The organism is Ruegeria sp. BHSB056 (assembly GCF_059613305.1).
Genome location: NZ_JBXWSG010000033.1, coordinates 20083 through 36271, shown reverse-complemented (window position 1 = coordinate 36271; position 16189 = coordinate 20083). Strand labels below are relative to the sequence as shown.

Sequence of the window (16189 nt, the reverse complement as noted above, 5' to 3'; positions counted from 1 at the left end):
CTCGAACGATCCGCTGGAATTGAAGAATGTCGCCGGTCTGGAAGAAGATGTAGATGAGTTCGACCTGTCCGGTGAAATCGGCGATACAGATGACTCTGACGATCTGTTGGATGACGCTCCAGATGCTGAAACGGGCGACAAATCCGTTGATGACGTCCTGACCTCGTTGAACACGACGTTGCGGGAAGCCTCGGCCGAAGCGGACGAAGTCGAAGTTTTCACGCCGGAAGTTGAATCGCGTGATGATCGGGGTATCGAAGTCTCGGTATCCTCCATTGCGGCGCTGATGGCGGCTCAGCCCGAGAACAACGCCGAGGATTACGAACCTGAGCCTGAGTCAAACGGTTTGATAGAGGTCGTGGCCTCAGTCGAGGAAGACGCCCGCGATATCCGCCACGATGCGCATATCGATCTTCCAGAATCCGCAGTCGGGTCGCCGCTTAGCGCGTCGGATATGTGGCGGGAAATCACAAACAAGGAGGACCTGCCAAAAGACGCAGTCGGGCTTCAGAATGTATTCAAAGCCTTTCTTGCCGAATTTGACCAGATCGCAGTTGAATATAGTGCAAAACAGTCCAGACACGCCCCGCAAGCCATTCCAAAGACGAAAGAAAGCAGCAGTGCAGAATGGCATGTTTTGTAAGGACGCCTTAGTCAAGGCGCTGAGAAGAAGGACGATAAAGAGTTAAATGTCCATTCAGGATGCATTGAACACCGCGATTGAAACGATACCCGACTGCATTGCAGCCGGGTATATCGACATGGAGACCGGCATGCTTTTAGGCAGCAGTGTCTCTGATTCCGATTGCGCAGAATCGCTGGACACTTTGGCAATCGCAGTGGCCAATCTGTTTCAGGGGCGGGGTGTCGCTGCATTTGAAGCGCTCTTGCACGAGGCCGGAAACACTGATGAGGAAAACGCCGGGTTCGGGGAAATCGCGGTGTTTTCAAAAGACCGGTTGAACATCTTTTTGCGGACCAAGGAATATCCTGATCATGTGGTCTGCTATATCTGCCGCAACAGCGCGAATGTGGGACTGGCACTCACGAAATCGCATCTCAGTCTCAAGCCGGTTGCGGCCGCAGTCTGAACGGGACCAGAGGGGGTCACGGTATGATGGACACAGACATTCTCGACATGCTCGAAGATATCGGGCGGTCTTCGGTTGCCCGCCTGTCTCCGACGGTGATTGTCCCCGGTGAAACTGCTGCAGCCCGTCGGGCGGCTGTATTGCGTTTCATTCGCGGAACAATACTGCCCAGGCGACTGGAGCTGACCGCGGCAAATGGAAACTGCCTGAAAATCGAAGTGAACAGCTCTCGGATCACGGATGTGTTTCAGGTGCCGTCCGGGCAGATCCCTGATTTCGAAACGGAATCACGTACCGCGCTGGTCGATAAATTGGCCCAACTGGTTTCTGACATCTCAGCCGCACCTGCCCCATTGGAACTGATGTCAGGAAAGCCCGCCTCATCGCTGGAGGCTGATGATGTTGGTATTACGCTGAGTGAGATCGAGAGCGCCTGCGCCGGAATTGAGCTCTCCTCTGAGCCCATCGTGTCTGTCGTTCCGGATGTTGAAAAACCTTCAGACAACGGCCCTGCCCCGTTAGCACGGTCGGGCAATTCGTTGGCGCACCAGTTTTTTGAAGGGGCCGAACGCTTTGCCACAGGTCGTGTCCTTGTGGACAATATGGAAAACACGGCACTGGCTTGCGAAGGAACCTGCAAACCTTCCGAAGGAATGCACCCCAATCAACAGATTTTGACACGTTTTGTTTCGGATCTTGCTGGTTGGAACAATGACACCCGGGGCGAATTCGAAGGCCCACATCTGATCGTCATGCGGCCATCGGGTGGTAAGGGTGCGGGTATGGCAGTTCTGAGCGATAACGAGCAGATCGCTGTGGCCATCCACGATGCCCGCAAGCTTGGGGCGGTAATCAATCTTTGGAAATCTTTGGAGGAGGCCGAGGAATGACCGCCCCCAAAGCATTCAAATTTTCGACTAATTCAATGCGTTGTTTTTTTGTAGTCAGGGTAAAGAGTAATGAGTGAAACACATCGCCGCGAGCTTATTCGCATCGCAGAAGACATGAATGGGACGAGCAATGATGAAACGCGTCAGTTCATATCGCGCATCATTGGTGATCTGGGGAAACTGAAACCGTCAGTTGCCTTCGTTGGGCAAATCAAAGCAGGAAAGTCGCGCTTGATCAACGGCTTCACCGGTCAGGCAGAATACCTGCCGTCGGACGTGAACCCCTGGACGACCGTGATCACCGACATGCATTTCGGGCACCCGAACGGTCGAACCGAAGGGGCCGAGTTCCATTTCTTCGACAACTACCAGTGGCAATCACTGATCGCCGAAGGCGAAGAATTGCGCAACATGTTCCCGGATGACGAGGACAGCTACAAGCGCGAGATGATCGAAGAGCAGGTCGAAGCCATGAAGACCCGGGCGCGTCGGCGACTGGGGGACAGTTATGAACAGCTGTTGGGTCAACACCACGATCTGGATCAACTGACATCCGATGATCTGGCGCGTTACGTGTGCGCCGGGGACGACCCTGCGGAAGATGGAACAATTGACCCCGGCAGTGATCGGGGACTTTACAGCGACATCACGCGCAAGGCCGAGGTCTATTTCGACATCGGACATTTCCCATTCCCTCTGACCGTCACTGATACGCCCGGAGTAAATGACCCCCTGCTGATCCGTGAGGAGATTTCGCGTCAGTATCTCAAAGAATCCGATTTCTTTGTGGTGGTTCTGTCAGCGCATCAGGCGTTGTCGCGTGCGGACCTGAAACTGTTCAGGCTGATGCAGGCATTGGAACTTGGACAGATCGTTGTCTTCATCAACCGAGTCGATGAGTTGGGCGGCGGGGCCGATGATGCGGCAAAGGTGCGTCTGGATGTTGTAGACGGGCTCGCAAAAGCGTTAGGCACGTCGAATATCGATGTACTGATGGGAAGCGCACAATGGGCGCATTATGCACTGACTGGCGATGAAACCGGTGTGAACCACGATCATATTCTGGCTTGGTTGCGGGCGCACCCGGAACAGATGCAACAGTACCTGAACGGCGTGGCCGAGATCAAACAAGGCCCGGGACCCATCAGCCGCGAGGCTGTACTACGGTTTGCCGCGATGATCGCGTCGGGCTTGCCCGACTTGCGCCGCCATGTCACTCAGGCGTTGGCGGACGGGCCGATAAACGAACAGCTGAGGATGGCGTGGCAGCATCTCGACAGCTTCGCGCGTGGCGATTTGGAGCGGTCACAGGTACATCTTCGTGCGCTGCAAGACGAAGGCAGCGCGGGGGCGCACAGCCCGGATGACAGCGACAAGACGCTTGGTGATCTGCGCAAATTGATTGCGGACAAATCCCAAGACATCGTCAAGGACATGGACGATGTTCTGTCAAACCTGCGTGGGGTCATGGATGACACAGTCTCTGAATCCGTCTTTGTTGTGGTGCGCGGACCTGAAGGACAATCCCCATTGCTTGCCAAAGGCGGCGCGACCGAATTGAATTTCACTCCTTTGCGCGAACAAATGCGCGAGTTGGTGCAGGGCGCGTCGCAAGTGGTGCGGCAACGCATGTTGAGCGAACTTTACGCGATCGACATGCAATGCAACGCCGCTTTGCGGGCACTGCCAGGTTGGCAGGAACCAGTCGACAATCGCATGAACACAAGTGCAGTGCGTTGGTTCCGCCCGGACACCACCGCCTTGACCCGTGGCATTACCGTTGAGCTGCGTGTAAACTGGTTGTCGCGTCTGATATCGCGCAACAGCGTTGTGGCGCGGGCCGAGCGCATGATCGTGCAGGAATTCGAACTGATTGGCGATGACCTGATCGACACAACGCGTGAAAACCTTCTGGAACGGTTGAAAACCGTTCTGGATCATTACTTGGCTCTGTTGGCAGGCCATCTTGAGCACCGCTCCGGAGCGGGTGAGTTGAATGCTCAGGCGGAAGCACAAGCTGCGTTTGAACGGGCGCGCCGTATTGCTGACGAGTTGGATAGTGTCTTTGGAACAAGCAACGTGGACGAACGACAAGCAGAGGCTGCGGAATGATTGAGTTTCCCGGAACCGAACAGGAAGTGCGCCAGCTGGAGCGTTTTCTGACAACGACAGAAAAACTGTCGTCGGACCCGAAATTGGAAGATATGCGCGCACGGGCCCTGGCCCATGCCGAGCGCTTGTCCAACGCGGTCAACATCGGTTTCGCTGGAGAGTTCGGGGCGGGCAAGTCAAGCCTTGCGAACATGCTGGCAGGGGCGGATATCCTTCCAACCGGCCCGCAGCACCTGAAGCTGCCACTTGTCATCGTTGCCTACGCGGATACGCCAGAGACGACAGTCGGCTGGTGGAACAAGGAGCCAAAGACATATTCTGGCATAGCACTGGAAAAGGCCGCTGCGGATGAGCCTGACTTTATCTCTGTTGGATTGAACACCCCTGCTCTGAAAGAGATATCACTGTTCGATCTTCCCGGCTCTGGCGCATTGGATGATACATACAAACAGACACTGGACCTGCTGAAATTCGTCGACTGTGCCATCTGGTGTACCAACGGCACAAGCGCATGGCGTGAAACAGAACGGCATTTGTGGGCGCAGGTGCCGCCCGAGCTACGAGCCAACAGCCTGCTGGCGGTCACGCATGCTGATTTGCCCCCGGTGCAGTCCGCTCTGGATCGGGTATTGGCTCGATTGAACAAAGAAAAAGAAGGTCTGTTTCGCGCTGTGGTCCCAATTGGCACGCCCGTCGCGGTGCGCGCCATGGCACAAGAGCCGGAACCTGATTTCGATCTTTGGGAAAACTGTGGTGGCCAGGAACTTGCGGAAAAGGTCCTTGATGCGGCGTCTGACCGGCGGCGCAGTGACCTTGACGCTGCTCAGAAGGATCTGGAGCACGAGTTTCTGCCATTCCTGGAAACATTGAAAGGGCCAGAGCCGGAACCGACCGTGAGCGATACTGCCTCAATGCAGTCAACGTTGGAGTCTGCCCTTCCGCCACTGAACAACCCCATTCTTGAAGACTGGCTAGCTGCCATTGCAAGCATCTATGAAGACCTGCGTGACTCCGCTGATATTGAACCCGCTGCCTTTCTGCAAAGCTGCCAGGAAATCGTCGAAGATTTCGCGGAACGGCTGGACCAAGGTGGCGAGATCGATCCAGATGCTGACTGGATTCCGGCCGAGTTCGAAAAAGCGACTGACTTGTTGTTGTTGCTTCAGTTTGAAAGCGGAGATGCGCCTTTGAAAGACGCAATCAGCATACTTGTACAGCTTGGTGACAACCTTGCATGGGCTGGCAGTACCGTCGCCGCGGCGCAACCTAAAACCGGTACCTAGCCACTTTTCACAAGGATTGAAGCGCTGTGAAGCGATTCGAAGGGCCGAAGAATCGGCCCTTTATTGTTTCGAATTCGTAGACCAACAGACCTGTTTGGGGTCATCAGTTTTCGTTTTATCCACCCCATAGGTCAATATGTAGTATCAGCACGTAGTTGGCATACTATATAGGCCATATTCAAAAAAACGATCCTTAGTGAAGCCATCAGGCGGCCCCATTAAAGTCAAATTTGAAACGTCTAACCGTTCTTAAGTGTCCTGCGGTTGTTTTTGGTTGTGAGTTCGTGGGCTGCCGGCCCTGTTAGATAAAGCCGCAAAATGAGTAGAACGGGCGGATTGAAATGAGCCACAACCAGGCTGTCGGTGCAACGCACGACGAACCAAAGATTGAAGGACTGCAACCGGGCGCAAAGCTGTTGCGCGGACAGTATGAAATCCTCCAATACCTCAGCAATGGCGGATTTGGGATCACCTATCTAGCGCGCGACAGCCTGGAGCGTGACGTCGTGATCAAGGAATGTTTCCCCGGTGCGTTGTGCCGTCGCAACGGGGACCTGGTTGAGCCGAACGACCCGTCCTACAAGGATGATCTACGCGCCATTATCGACCTGTTTATTCAGGAAGCCCGCAATCATGCGCGTCTGGTGCATCCGAACATCGTCGACGTTCACCAGGTGTTCGAAGACAACGACACAGCTTACATCGCTATGGATCTGATCCGTGGTTGCGACCTGCTGGACTATGTTGAAAATCCGGAAAACGATGGTGGTCCTGACTTTATCGTACAGGTAACGGAAAAGATGCTGTCCGCGGTGTCGTTCATCCACCAAAGCGGGATGCTGCACCGTGACATTTCGCCGGATAACATCCTGATTGACGAAAACGGAAACCCGGTCCTGATCGATTTCGGTGCCGCGCGTGAGCAAGCTGCAAACAAGTCGGCCGCATTGTTGACCCTGCGCGTCATAAAAGACGGGTATTCGCCGCACGAGTTTTACGTCCGAGGTGCCGAACAGGGGCCCAGCAGCGATCTCTATGTTTTGGCGGCAACCCTATACCATGCGATCAGTGGTGAACGTCCGGTCGACGGCCAGAGTCGCCTGAATGCATTCAACAACGGGCAGGACGACCCTTATACCCCATTGGCAGATCGCTTTGACGGATATCCCGATGGATTCCTCGAAGCAATCGACAAGGCAATGGAAGTGCACGCAACGGACCGTTTGCAGACAGCCTTGGATTGGCTGCGCATGTTCCGCGGCCCTGGCGTGATGTTTGATACCTTCGCCTATCGCCCGGTTTCGGTGATCGTCGGCATGGATCGCAAGGACAAGGAAGAAGAAAAGGCGCGGATCAAGGCCGAAAGCGAAAATGCCGAAGCGGTTGTTACGGCTCTGCTCGCCGGGAACTCGGACATTGTTCGCGAAAACGAAAAAAAGAATGAACCCGAGATGGCCAAGATTTCCGCAAAAGCGGAAACACCGGTCGCAGTTGATACCGTAGTTCAGAGCGGATCCGGTGGCAGCGGCAAGATGATAGCTGGTGCAGCAGTGCTTGTGGCAGCATTGGCCGCAGGCGGTTTCTTTGTGATGTCCGGCGACAAAGGTGAAGAACAAGCTGAGGTTACGACGACGCTGCCTGAAGCAACCACTCAAACTGCCGAAGCAGAACCGCCTGCGGTGGAAGAGCCCGCGGCCGAAACACCTGAACCCGACGTCGCGGTCGCTTCAGAGCAACAACCTGAACCAGAAGAGCCTGTCGAGCAGGCGCAAGTTGAACCTGCGGAACCAACCACCACAGAAGTAGCGTCCGAAACTACCGAGACGGTCGGTGCCCAAGAACAACCAGCAGAACAAGAGATTGCAGCCGCTGTGGCCGAACCCAAAACCGATGCCGCTTCCGGTACTCCCGCAGAACAACAGATATCGTTCCACCATTGGGATGTTGAAATCCCCTTCCAGACATCCCGCCGCCGCACCGCAACAGGTGCAACTATAGCGGTTACCGGTGTGAACGCCGATCAGGACATGAGCGTTGTCGGCGAGTGGGTGGAACCCGGAGTTGTGATCTTTACGCTGAACGGCAACCCGGTTCGTGAAGACATGTCTTTCGCTGCGCAGGTCCTAGACAAGCTAAGCGTCGATCCAGACGGCTATACTCGGGTTGCAGCCCGCTATCGTCCGCTTGGAAAGACCCGTGCACAGAATGGCCTGCTAGCACTGCCTGCGCTGCGCTCGATCGGATTGGAGAACGGTTATTCGTTCACTGTCAGCGGCTCGGGAAGTGACGGATGGCAGACAGAAGTTAGCTCCGTCCCGGCAGAGCCAACGGGCCAACTGCGAAAAGGTGATGTTCTGTTAAGCGAAAGCCAGACTGACATGACATTGAATGAGCCCGAAGGCCTTGATGACATGCTGGCTGCGCTGGTTTCCGACAGCCAGCCAGAAGCAAAGCTAACCGTGCTCCGTAACGGTGCCGAAGTAGCCGCGATCATGCAGTTAGCGCAGGAGTGATCTGACCGGTTCATTTTTGATCTGCCAGTGTGTGTTTACTGAGGGTGGCGTTCAGTTTGCCGCCCGGTGGGATCCGGCCCACCGCAGAGAGTACCAGTTTCCATGTTTTTCGTTGAGTGTCTCTGCGTTGTTTCACGCGGAGGTAGGTAGCAGCCCCATGGCACGAAAGGTCCGTGCCAACAATTCGAAGGTGTCGACACCATGTTCAAATACAAAAGCCCTCTGAGCCGGCTTCTCGAAGGTGCCGGCAAAACCAAAGAAGACGATGTTGCAGACAACGCTCATGCAGCGGACAGCGCGGCACCTGAAACCGAAAAGCAGGAGCCTATCGCGGACTTCAACGCGCTGCGCGCCGCACTGGCCGGTGGAAACAAGACGTCTGAATCCTACGAGGAAACAGACGAGCTTATCCCTGAAGAGAAAATGCCGGAATTCGACGAAGTTGCGGCGGAAAACACGGAAGAACCGGTTGAAGAATCCATCTTTGTTGAAGATGCGATTGACGAGGACGACCAAGATACCAAAAACCTGATGGCCGACGCCGATGATGACGAGGATATCTCGGACGATCAAATCATCACTTTGCATGTAGCCGACGAGCTTGCCGAAACACCGGATGAAGTTAAGCCGCCTCTGGATGCAGCTGAAATGAGTGCGCCAGAAACGGTGGAAGCTGAAGATGCAACCCCGCCCATGCAGGAACCAACAATGGTGGACGAGGTCGCTGTGCAGGCTCAGCCCACGCCGGCCGCCCCGGTCGAAGACCGTCGTTCACGGGTCAAAACAACGTTCTTGGGGTTTGAGCGTGCGGATACGCATGTTCAGGAATTGATTGAAACATCAGAACCCGTCTCAAAAACCGAAGCCGCTCAGGAAACATTCCCGGTTGGCTGGCTGGTAGTGACGGCAGGTCCCGGACGGGGCGCCAGCATCACCCTGACCGAAGGCCTGATGCAAATCGGTCGAAACGATGACCAAGCGATCCAACTGGATTTCGGCGACACGGGCATTTCACGTTCGAACCACGCCGTTATTGCTTACGACCCCGAAGATAGAAAATGCTATCTGGGGCATGGCGGTAAGGCCAACCTTGTTCGCCTGAATGGTAAACCCGTTCTGAGCACAATCGCGCTCTCCAGCGGAGATCTAATCCGCATCAGTGAAACCTCAATCCGATTTATGGCCTTCTGCGATGAAGGTTTTGATTGGCGGGATTCCTGATAGATGCTGGCAACTCCGGCATATGATGTTGCGCTGATCCTGAACCAGGGTCAGCGGGAAACGCAGGAAGACGCAATTGCCGCGCGCATGTTCGATGTATCGGACGCGGGCTATATTGCGATTGCTGACGGCATGGGTGGTCACGAAGCGGGTGAAGTAGCTTCGGAAATGGTGATCTCCGCTTGGCGCAACGCGCTGGATGCCGAGCTGGAAGCTGACACCTTAAACGAAGGAGCCGCAATTGATGCACTGCCTTTGGCGGCCATGCAAGCCAATGCAGCGATTTCTGACCATAACGAAGCGCAGGGCCAGGGTTTCAACATGGGTTCCACATTGTTGGGTGTCCTCTTTCTGGGTCAGCGTGTGTTCAGGATTTCAATCGGAGACAGCCCCCTTTACCTGTTCCGCGAAGGCAAGTTGACGCAGGTGAACGAAGACCACTCGATGGCCCCCGTGATCGACGCAAAACTGGCCGCTGGCGAGCTTTCGGAAGCTGAAGCACGGGAACTGGACAGGAACCAACTGACGTCGGTAATCATGGGCGGCGCTATTCCAAAAGTGGATTGCCCTGAAGAACCGCTGATCGTGTCTCCGGCTGATATTCTGATCCTTGGCAGTGACGGGCTGCAATATCTCAGCGACGCTGAGATTCAGGATGTTTTGCGCCTGCATCAGCAGGATCTAGCACAGGAAATCGCCGAAGCCTTGCAACTGGCTGTGCAGGCCAAGGGCGATCCCGATCAGGACAATCTGTCGATCGCCGTCGCCAAACTTACGAGAAATTAAACAGGCAAAGCAACAGGACCCATGAGAAAACACATAATCATATCAAGCCTTGCCCTCGCCGCCGCCACAAGCGCGGTGTCAGCGCAAGAGGCATGTTCAACCTACGAGATCCAGCGCGGCGACAGCCTGCGGGAATTGGCAATTCGAGTTTACGCGACTGAAGATTTCCGGCCAATCTACGATGCCAACCGGGATGTTATCGGAAAAAACCCCAATATCATTCGTATCGGTGACGTTCTAAATCTGCCATGTCTGGAAGATGTTGGGCGCGCACCCGAGCTGCCCGACACCGAAGCTGGACGTCTGGCGGCTGAAATGGCCTCAGAACTGGTAAAGGCCGCTGAAGAACGCGCGGAAAAAGCCGTGGCCGAAGCGGAAGCCCGTGTTGCGGCAGCAGAAGCTGAGGCAAAGAAGGCAAGTGAAGATGCAGTCGTGGCTGCACGGGCAGCTGCCAAAGAAGAGATCGAGGCAGCCCGCTCGGAAGCCGCCGCACTGATCAGAAATGCTAACGCTGAAACGCGCCCGGAAATTCGTGATCGTCAGTTGCTGTTGATTACCGGCGGGAACTACGCTCCGTTTACGGACGAAGCGTTGCCCAACCGGGGGCTTTACACGCATCTGGTTGAGACAGCGATGCTGCGGGCCGCACCGGAACAAGCGTACAAAATTCAGTTCGTGAACGATTGGTCGTCGCATCTGGATCTATTGATGCCAACACTTGCATTTGACGGCACTTTCCCCTGGTCACGCCCAAATTGCGAAGATGCAGCAGCGTTGTCCGAAAGTGACCGTAATCGTTGTGAAACATACGATTTCTCGAACCCTTTCTATGAAGTCGTGGATACATTCTTTGCACGCGATGGATCGGGGTACGAGCAGACGCTGACCTATGCCGACTTTGCCGGGACAACAATTTGCCGCCCGGAAGGCTGGTCGCTTTCACATATGGACGCGGTAAGTCTTTACGAACCCGTCATCAAGTTGATGCGGCCAACATCGCCCGACGAGTGCTTTCATGCTGTGATGGACGGAACTGCCGACATCGTGGCAATCGAAGCGCATCTGGCAGAGGAAGCCATCGCACGGCTTGGCTATAAACACCGGATTATTGAAAACCCCAACCTGGCGGCGATCAAGTCGCTAAACGTCATGACCCATAAAGATAATCCTGATGGGGAAGCGATCTTAGAGACGCTGAATCAGGGTCTGGCAATCATGCAGCAGTCGGGCGAATGGCGCGATATCGTGTCGACCGCACTGCGTCATCAAATGGAAAATGGATAAGGCCCCCGTCTGGCCTGACAATCTAAAGTCTGGAGGAAGTGGACATGTTTAACGAGAATATTAAGAAAGCAGTGCTGTCGGCAACCGCCATCACAGCTCTGAGCGCGGGAGCCGCCGCTGCACAGGAAGCGTGCACGAACTATACTGTGCAAGACGGTGACACATTGGCAACCATCGCGATCGCCGCCTATGGCACCTCGAACTACCAGCCGATCTTCAACGCGAACAGGAATGCAATCACCAACCCGGGGTCTCTCAACCCTGGTTTGGTGCTGGCCCTGCCCTGTGAAGACGGCAGCCTGCCGAACGGTCAGAGCGCACAGGAAATCATCGCTGCTGAAGAACAGCGTGCGGCCAGCGTAAAGCGGTCGAATGTCTATGCGCCGCCGATCAAAATGGTGGCAGGTAACGGCTGGGAACCGTTCACAACCGAAACACTCAGCGGCGGGGGCATCATGACCCGCCTAGCAACGACCAGCCTTCAGCGGGCTGGAAACAGCCGCGAGTATTCCGTCAGCTTTGTCGACGACTGGAGTTCGCATCTGGATACACTGTTGCCGCTTGGTGCGTTTGATATTTCAATTGCATGGACCGTTCCGGATTGTACTAACCGTACGTACGAATGGTCTCCAGAAACCGAAGCTCGCTGCAGTCAATTCGTAGCTTCCGTTCCGGTATACGATATCGTCGGTGGCTTCTTCACACTGCCGGAAAGCGAATACGCAAGCGCGACAAGCTTCAAGGACCTGGAAGGCTCGACCATTTGCCGTATGGCAGGCTGGAGCATGGTTGTCTTGGAAGAACAAGGACTGAACCGCGAGAACACGACTGTGGTTCAGCCCAATTCGGCCCGTGATTGTCTTGACGCCGTATTGACCGGGACTGCAGATGTTGCGGCATTCGAAGTTGATCTGTTCGCATCAACAATGAAAGACATGGGTTTGACATCGGCTGACATTGTTGAGAACCCCTATGTGTCTACATTGTCGTCGATGAGCTTCCTTGCACATCGTACTAACCCATTCGCGCGCGAGTACATCGCAATGATGAACAAAGGTCTGATCGAAATGCGTCAATCCGGTGAATGGTACGCGATTATCTCGGATACACTGCGTGAGCAAAATGAAAAGCTGAACTCAGCTTCGAACTGATCCCTCGGTTCAGCTGAAACTTTGGGGCCGGTTCCTGAACCGGCCCCTTTTTGCTGAATTATCGGTGCGTTTCAGCCGGATGCCAAATTTCAGCCATTTATCTGCTTCAGAACTGCCTCATACGCGCAGCATCTTGGGAATGAAGCGCAATCATCCTTCAAGTGACAGATCTCAGCGAGCATGAGTAACGTATGATACAGGGTGCCTTGAATATCCGAAGTGGAGCTCTGACGCGGGCGTCGTGGCCGGGCTTGGAGATTGCCGTTATCTTGCCGTGTTACAATGAAGCAATTGCCATTGGTGAAACAGTCAAGCAGTTCCGCGCCGCCCTGCCAGAAGCCGTAATCTATGTATTCGACAACAATTCCACGGACGGCTCAGCCAGAGTGGCGCAAGAAGCTGGCGCGCTGGTCTATTCTGAAACATATCAGGGTAAAGGTAACGTTGTCCGCAGGATGTTTGCGGACGTGGATGCGGATGTCTACGTTATGGCAGACGGGGATGCGACCTATGACAGTATGGCAGCACCTGAATTGATAAATCTGCTGGTCTCTCGAAATCTTGATATGGTCAACGGCGCACGGGTAAACGACGACATTCAAGCCTATCGGCGGGGCCATAAACTTGGAAACGCCTTGTTCAGCGGGCTGGTGAAATTCTTCTTTAAAAGCAAAATCAACGACTTGCTCTCCGGCTATCGTGTTTTCAGCAGACGCTTTGTCAAAAGTTTTCCAGCGGTTTCCAACGGTTTCGAAATTGAAACTGAACTTACGGTACACGCGATGCAGATGCGCATGCCAATTGGAGAAATTGAGACCAAATACGTCGCACGGCTTCCGGATTCGAATTCCAAGCTAGCCACCTATTCCGATGGGTGGCGAATTCTCAAGATGATTGGCCTTCTGATCAAGGACGAAAAACCAATCGCTTTCTTCCTCTCTTTGGCCTTGTTGATTTTCTTACCGTCGCTTTTCGTTTTCGTATCGGTTTTCCGAGAGTTTCTGGAAACGGGGTTGGTTGACCGAGTTCCATCTTTGGTTGTCGCAGTATCCGGTTTTGTTGGAACCATGCTGTCGATCGTGTGCGCGCTTATCCTGGAATCCCTGGCGCTCGCCCGGCGTGAGGCGCGTCGCCTTTCTTATCTGCGGCATAAAGGTGTTGCGGTTAGCGGAGCGAACAGAATACAAGCGCCGATTGCCAGCCCAGAACCCCGGCGTGTTGGCTAAAACCCTGTCTCCAGTATTTTTGTGAGCACTCGATTTCGTGTTCAACCATGGTTGAACTGCTGAGCTGTCCAGAAAATCCTGAGAACCAAAATGAAATGACCAGCACCCCAAATGCTGGTCATTCTCTGAGTGAGTGATAAGGCCCTAAGGCATCACCAGTGAAATTCTCTGTTATCCAAGGTTTAAAGCAGTCAGCGCTGTCGTGCTATTAGGGGAATCCCGTAAGTACAAACAAATTTTTTATAAAGCATTGTAAATGCAAAAAACTTTTGCCGACCCTACTTTCCGTCACAGTGTCTGCGATACAAAAAGGGACCGCACAACTGTGCCGGTCCCTTTCCATGTTTTGAACAGGCGAGGGATCACCTTTTTTGCCGTTAGCGATTAGCCGATGATTGTGTTCAACGTTGTGCTGGGCCGCATAACCGCTGCCGTTTTGGCTGGGTCGGTGTGATAGTAACCTCCCAAATCCGCAGCTTTACCTTGCGCTGCGGCCAACTCGGACAGGATTTGCGCTTCATTGGCGGCCAGATCCTTGGCCAATGATTCAAACTCGGCAGCCAGTTCCGCATCTTCGGACTGGGCGGCCAAAGCCTCAGCCCAGTAGCGAGCAAACCAATAGTGGCTGTCGCGGTTATCCGGCTGACCAACTTTGCGGCTGGGTGAGCGGTTGTTGTCCAGAATACCCTGCGTCGCTGCTTCGGCCGCCGCACCCAGAATGCCCGCTTTCTCGTTGCCTTTGCTGTCAGCAAGGAAGTTCAGCGATTCACCCAACGCACAGAACTCACCCATCGAGTCCCAGCGCAGGTGATTTTCTTCGACCAACTGCTGCACATGTTTGGGCGCCGAGCCACCGGCACCGGTTTCGAACAAACCACCGCCGTTCATCAGTTTGACAATGGAGAGCATCTTGGCCGAAGTACCCAATTCCAGGATAGGGAACAGGTCAGTCAAATAATCCCGCAGCACGTTGCCGGTGATAGCAATCGAGTCATTACCTGCTGTGATCGTCTCCAACGACTGCCGGGTCGCCTCACGCGGGGCCATGATCAGGAACTTGTCGGCCACGCCAGCAGCCTCAAGCGCCGGTTTGACATATTTGATAAGCTCCGCGTCATGGGCCCGGTTTGCGTCCAACCAGAAAATCGCTTCGGACCCGGTCAGACGCTGACGGTCCATGGCCAGCTGAATCCAGTTCTCGATCGGCGCTTTTTTGACAGTGCAGGCGCGCCAGATATCGCCGGCCTCGACACTATGGCTGTGCAACGTTTCGCCATTGGCCAGAACGATGCGGATTGTACCATCGGCCGGCGCCTCGAAAGTTGTCGGGTGCGAACCGTATTCCTCGGCTTTCTGAGCCATCAGGCCCACGTTCGCCACGGCTCCGGCAGTGGTTGGGTTCAACGCGCCATTGGCTTTGAAGAACTTGATCGCCTCATCATAGACGGTCGCGTAGCACCGATCTGGGATCACACAGTTGGTGTCACCTTTGGCACCCGTCTGGTCCCAGCCCTTGCCCCCGGCACGGATCACAGCGGGCATTGAGGCATCAATGATCACATCCGATGGGACATGCAGGTTCGTGATCCCGCGGTCCGAATCCACCATATACATGGACGGCCGGTCCGCCTTGAGCGCGTCGATGGCAGCCATGATGTCGGCGTGACCCTGTACGCGCTCCAGCAATGCACCCAGGCCTGAATTTGGGTTCACACCCAACGCATCCAGTTCCGCGCCGAATTTTTCAAACACGGGGGCCAGCCACGCTTTGACCGCATAGCCAAAGATGATCGGGTCTGAAACCTTCATCATCGTGGCTTTCATATGCAGCGAGAACATGGTCCCGTCTTTTTTGGTATCCTCAATGGCATCTGCAAGGAACGCAGACAGTGCCTTGACCGACATGAAAGTCGCGTCGGCTATGGTTCCTTCTTCCAGCGACCAGCCGTCTTTCAGAACGGTGACGTCACCATCCTTGCCCACAAATTCAATTTTAGCATCGCCTGCTTGTGCTGCGGTAATGGTGGCCGAAATCTCGTTTGCATAGAAATCATTGGCCGGCATGGACGACACTTTGGTCTTGCTGTCCGACGCCCAATCGCCCATCGAATGCGGGTTGTTCTGAGCATAGTTTTTCACGGCACGCGCCGCACGGCGGTCACTGTTCCCTTCACGCAGAACCGGGTTAACAGCGGAACCTTTGATCGCATCATAACGGGCGCGGATCGCCTTTTCCTCATCCGTTGCAGGCTCTGCCGGGTAAGTCGGAATGTCGTAACCCTGCGATTGCAGTTCTTCGATGGCCGCAACCAACTGAGGAACCGAGGCAGAGATATTTGGCAGCTTGATGACATTGGCATCGGGTGTCTTCACCAACTCGCCCAAATCAGCCAGATCGTCACTTACACGCTGATCGTCGGTAAGGTTCTCGGGGAATGCTGCCAAAATGCGTCCCGCAAGGGAAATATCTTTGGTGCCAACGCGAACGCCCGCAGCAGATGCGAACTTGCGAATGATGGGCAGGAACGAGGCGCTGGCCAGTTCTGGCGCTTCGTCTACAATGGTATACAATATGTCGAAGTTCGATTTATCTGCCATATTCTTTTACCTTTTTTAAGCCTTTCGGGGCGTG

The 16189-nt window shown here is 54.6% G+C and carries 11 protein-coding genes and 1 pseudogene; 11 read left to right on the top strand and 1 reads right to left on the bottom strand.

Features of this window, described 5'->3' with window-relative positions:
• The 11 genes and pseudogenes from AC2FND_RS10390 to AC2FND_RS10340 form a co-directional block, all read left to right on the top strand.
• Window positions 1-643 (top strand): annotated as a pseudogene (locus AC2FND_RS10390) (hypothetical protein); the annotation flags it as partial.
• A 46-nt stretch (window positions 644-689) separates the two neighbouring features.
• Window positions 690-1091 carry a hypothetical protein gene (locus AC2FND_RS10385; protein ID WP_209597289.1) on the top strand — a complete coding sequence of 134 codons (402 nt, stop codon included), beginning with the start codon at window positions 690-692 and terminating at the stop codon, window positions 1089-1091.
• A 23-nt stretch (window positions 1092-1114) separates the two neighbouring features.
• Window positions 1115-1981, top strand: coding sequence for a hypothetical protein (locus tag AC2FND_RS10380; protein ID WP_209507589.1), 867 nt, complete (start codon window positions 1115-1117; stop codon window positions 1979-1981).
• A gap of 69 nt (window positions 1982-2050) precedes the next feature.
• Complete coding sequence (locus AC2FND_RS10375) at window positions 2051-4093, top strand: dynamin family protein (protein WP_480506993.1); 2043 nt, start codon at window positions 2051-2053, stop codon at window positions 4091-4093.
• Window positions 4090-5376, top strand: a complete 1287-nt coding sequence (locus tag AC2FND_RS10370; RefSeq protein ID WP_496769562.1) for a dynamin family protein — start codon at window positions 4090-4092, stop codon at window positions 5374-5376. Before AC2FND_RS10375 ends, AC2FND_RS10370 begins: the two co-directional genes overlap by 4 nt.
• 341 nt (window positions 5377-5717) lie before the next feature.
• Window positions 5718-7889 (top strand): serine/threonine-protein kinase, encoded by a 2172-nt coding sequence (locus AC2FND_RS10365; protein ID WP_496769560.1) that lies wholly within the window; start codon window positions 5718-5720, stop codon window positions 7887-7889.
• A 201-nt stretch (window positions 7890-8090) separates the two neighbouring features.
• Window positions 8091-9110 (top strand): FHA domain-containing protein, encoded by a 1020-nt coding sequence (locus AC2FND_RS10360; protein WP_496769558.1) that lies wholly within the window; start codon window positions 8091-8093, stop codon window positions 9108-9110.
• Window positions 9111-9113: 3 nt separating this feature from the next.
• A complete protein-coding gene (locus AC2FND_RS10355) occupies window positions 9114-9896 on the top strand; it encodes a PP2C family protein-serine/threonine phosphatase (RefSeq protein WP_209507594.1) in 783 nt (260 codons plus the stop codon).
• A 21-nt stretch (window positions 9897-9917) separates the two neighbouring features.
• The gene (locus AC2FND_RS10350) at window positions 9918-11180 is read left to right on the top strand and encodes a transporter substrate-binding domain-containing protein (RefSeq protein ID WP_209507595.1); all 1263 of its coding nucleotides are present in this window, start codon (window positions 9918-9920) and stop codon (window positions 11178-11180) included.
• Window positions 11181-11224: 44 nt separating this feature from the next.
• Window positions 11225-12331, top strand: coding sequence for a transporter substrate-binding domain-containing protein (locus tag AC2FND_RS10345; RefSeq protein ID WP_209507596.1), 1107 nt, complete (start codon window positions 11225-11227; stop codon window positions 12329-12331).
• Between the two features lie 251 nt (window positions 12332-12582).
• On the top strand, window positions 12583-13557 hold the full coding sequence (locus tag AC2FND_RS10340) for a glycosyltransferase family 2 protein (protein WP_496769555.1): 975 nt from the start codon (window positions 12583-12585) through the stop codon (window positions 13555-13557).
• 384 nt (window positions 13558-13941) lie between these two features.
• Here the strand turns inward: AC2FND_RS10340 and AC2FND_RS10335 are convergent, their stop codons facing one another.
• The gene (locus AC2FND_RS10335) at window positions 13942-16155 is read right to left on the bottom strand and encodes an NADP-dependent isocitrate dehydrogenase (protein ID WP_496769554.1); all 2214 of its coding nucleotides are present in this window, start codon (window positions 16153-16155) and stop codon (window positions 13942-13944) included.
• Window positions 16156-16189 lie beyond the last annotated feature (34 nt).

What these genes read in the sequence shown, in the direction of transcription:
- AC2FND_RS10385 (WP_209597289.1), top strand. Translation starts at nt 690, where the DNA reads ATGTCCATTCAGGATGCATTGAACACCGCGATTGAAACGATACCCGAC.
- AC2FND_RS10380 (WP_209507589.1), top strand. Translation starts at nt 1,115, where the DNA reads ATGATGGACACAGACATTCTCGACATGCTCGAAGATATCGGGCGGTCT.
- AC2FND_RS10375 (WP_480506993.1), top strand. Translation starts at nt 2,051, where the DNA reads ATGAGTGAAACACATCGCCGCGAGCTTATTCGCATCGCAGAAGACATG.
- AC2FND_RS10370 (WP_496769562.1), top strand. Translation starts at nt 4,090, where the DNA reads ATGATTGAGTTTCCCGGAACCGAACAGGAAGTGCGCCAGCTGGAGCGT.
- AC2FND_RS10365 (WP_496769560.1), top strand. Translation starts at nt 5,718, where the DNA reads ATGAGCCACAACCAGGCTGTCGGTGCAACGCACGACGAACCAAAGATT.
- AC2FND_RS10360 (WP_496769558.1), top strand. Translation starts at nt 8,091, where the DNA reads ATGTTCAAATACAAAAGCCCTCTGAGCCGGCTTCTCGAAGGTGCCGGC.
- AC2FND_RS10355 (WP_209507594.1), top strand. Translation starts at nt 9,114, where the DNA reads ATGCTGGCAACTCCGGCATATGATGTTGCGCTGATCCTGAACCAGGGT.
- AC2FND_RS10350 (WP_209507595.1), top strand. Translation starts at nt 9,918, where the DNA reads ATGAGAAAACACATAATCATATCAAGCCTTGCCCTCGCCGCCGCCACA.
- AC2FND_RS10345 (WP_209507596.1), top strand. Translation starts at nt 11,225, where the DNA reads ATGTTTAACGAGAATATTAAGAAAGCAGTGCTGTCGGCAACCGCCATC.
- AC2FND_RS10335 (WP_496769554.1), bottom strand. Translation starts at nt 16,155, where the DNA reads ATGGCAGATAAATCGAACTTCGACATATTGTATACCATTGTAGACGAA.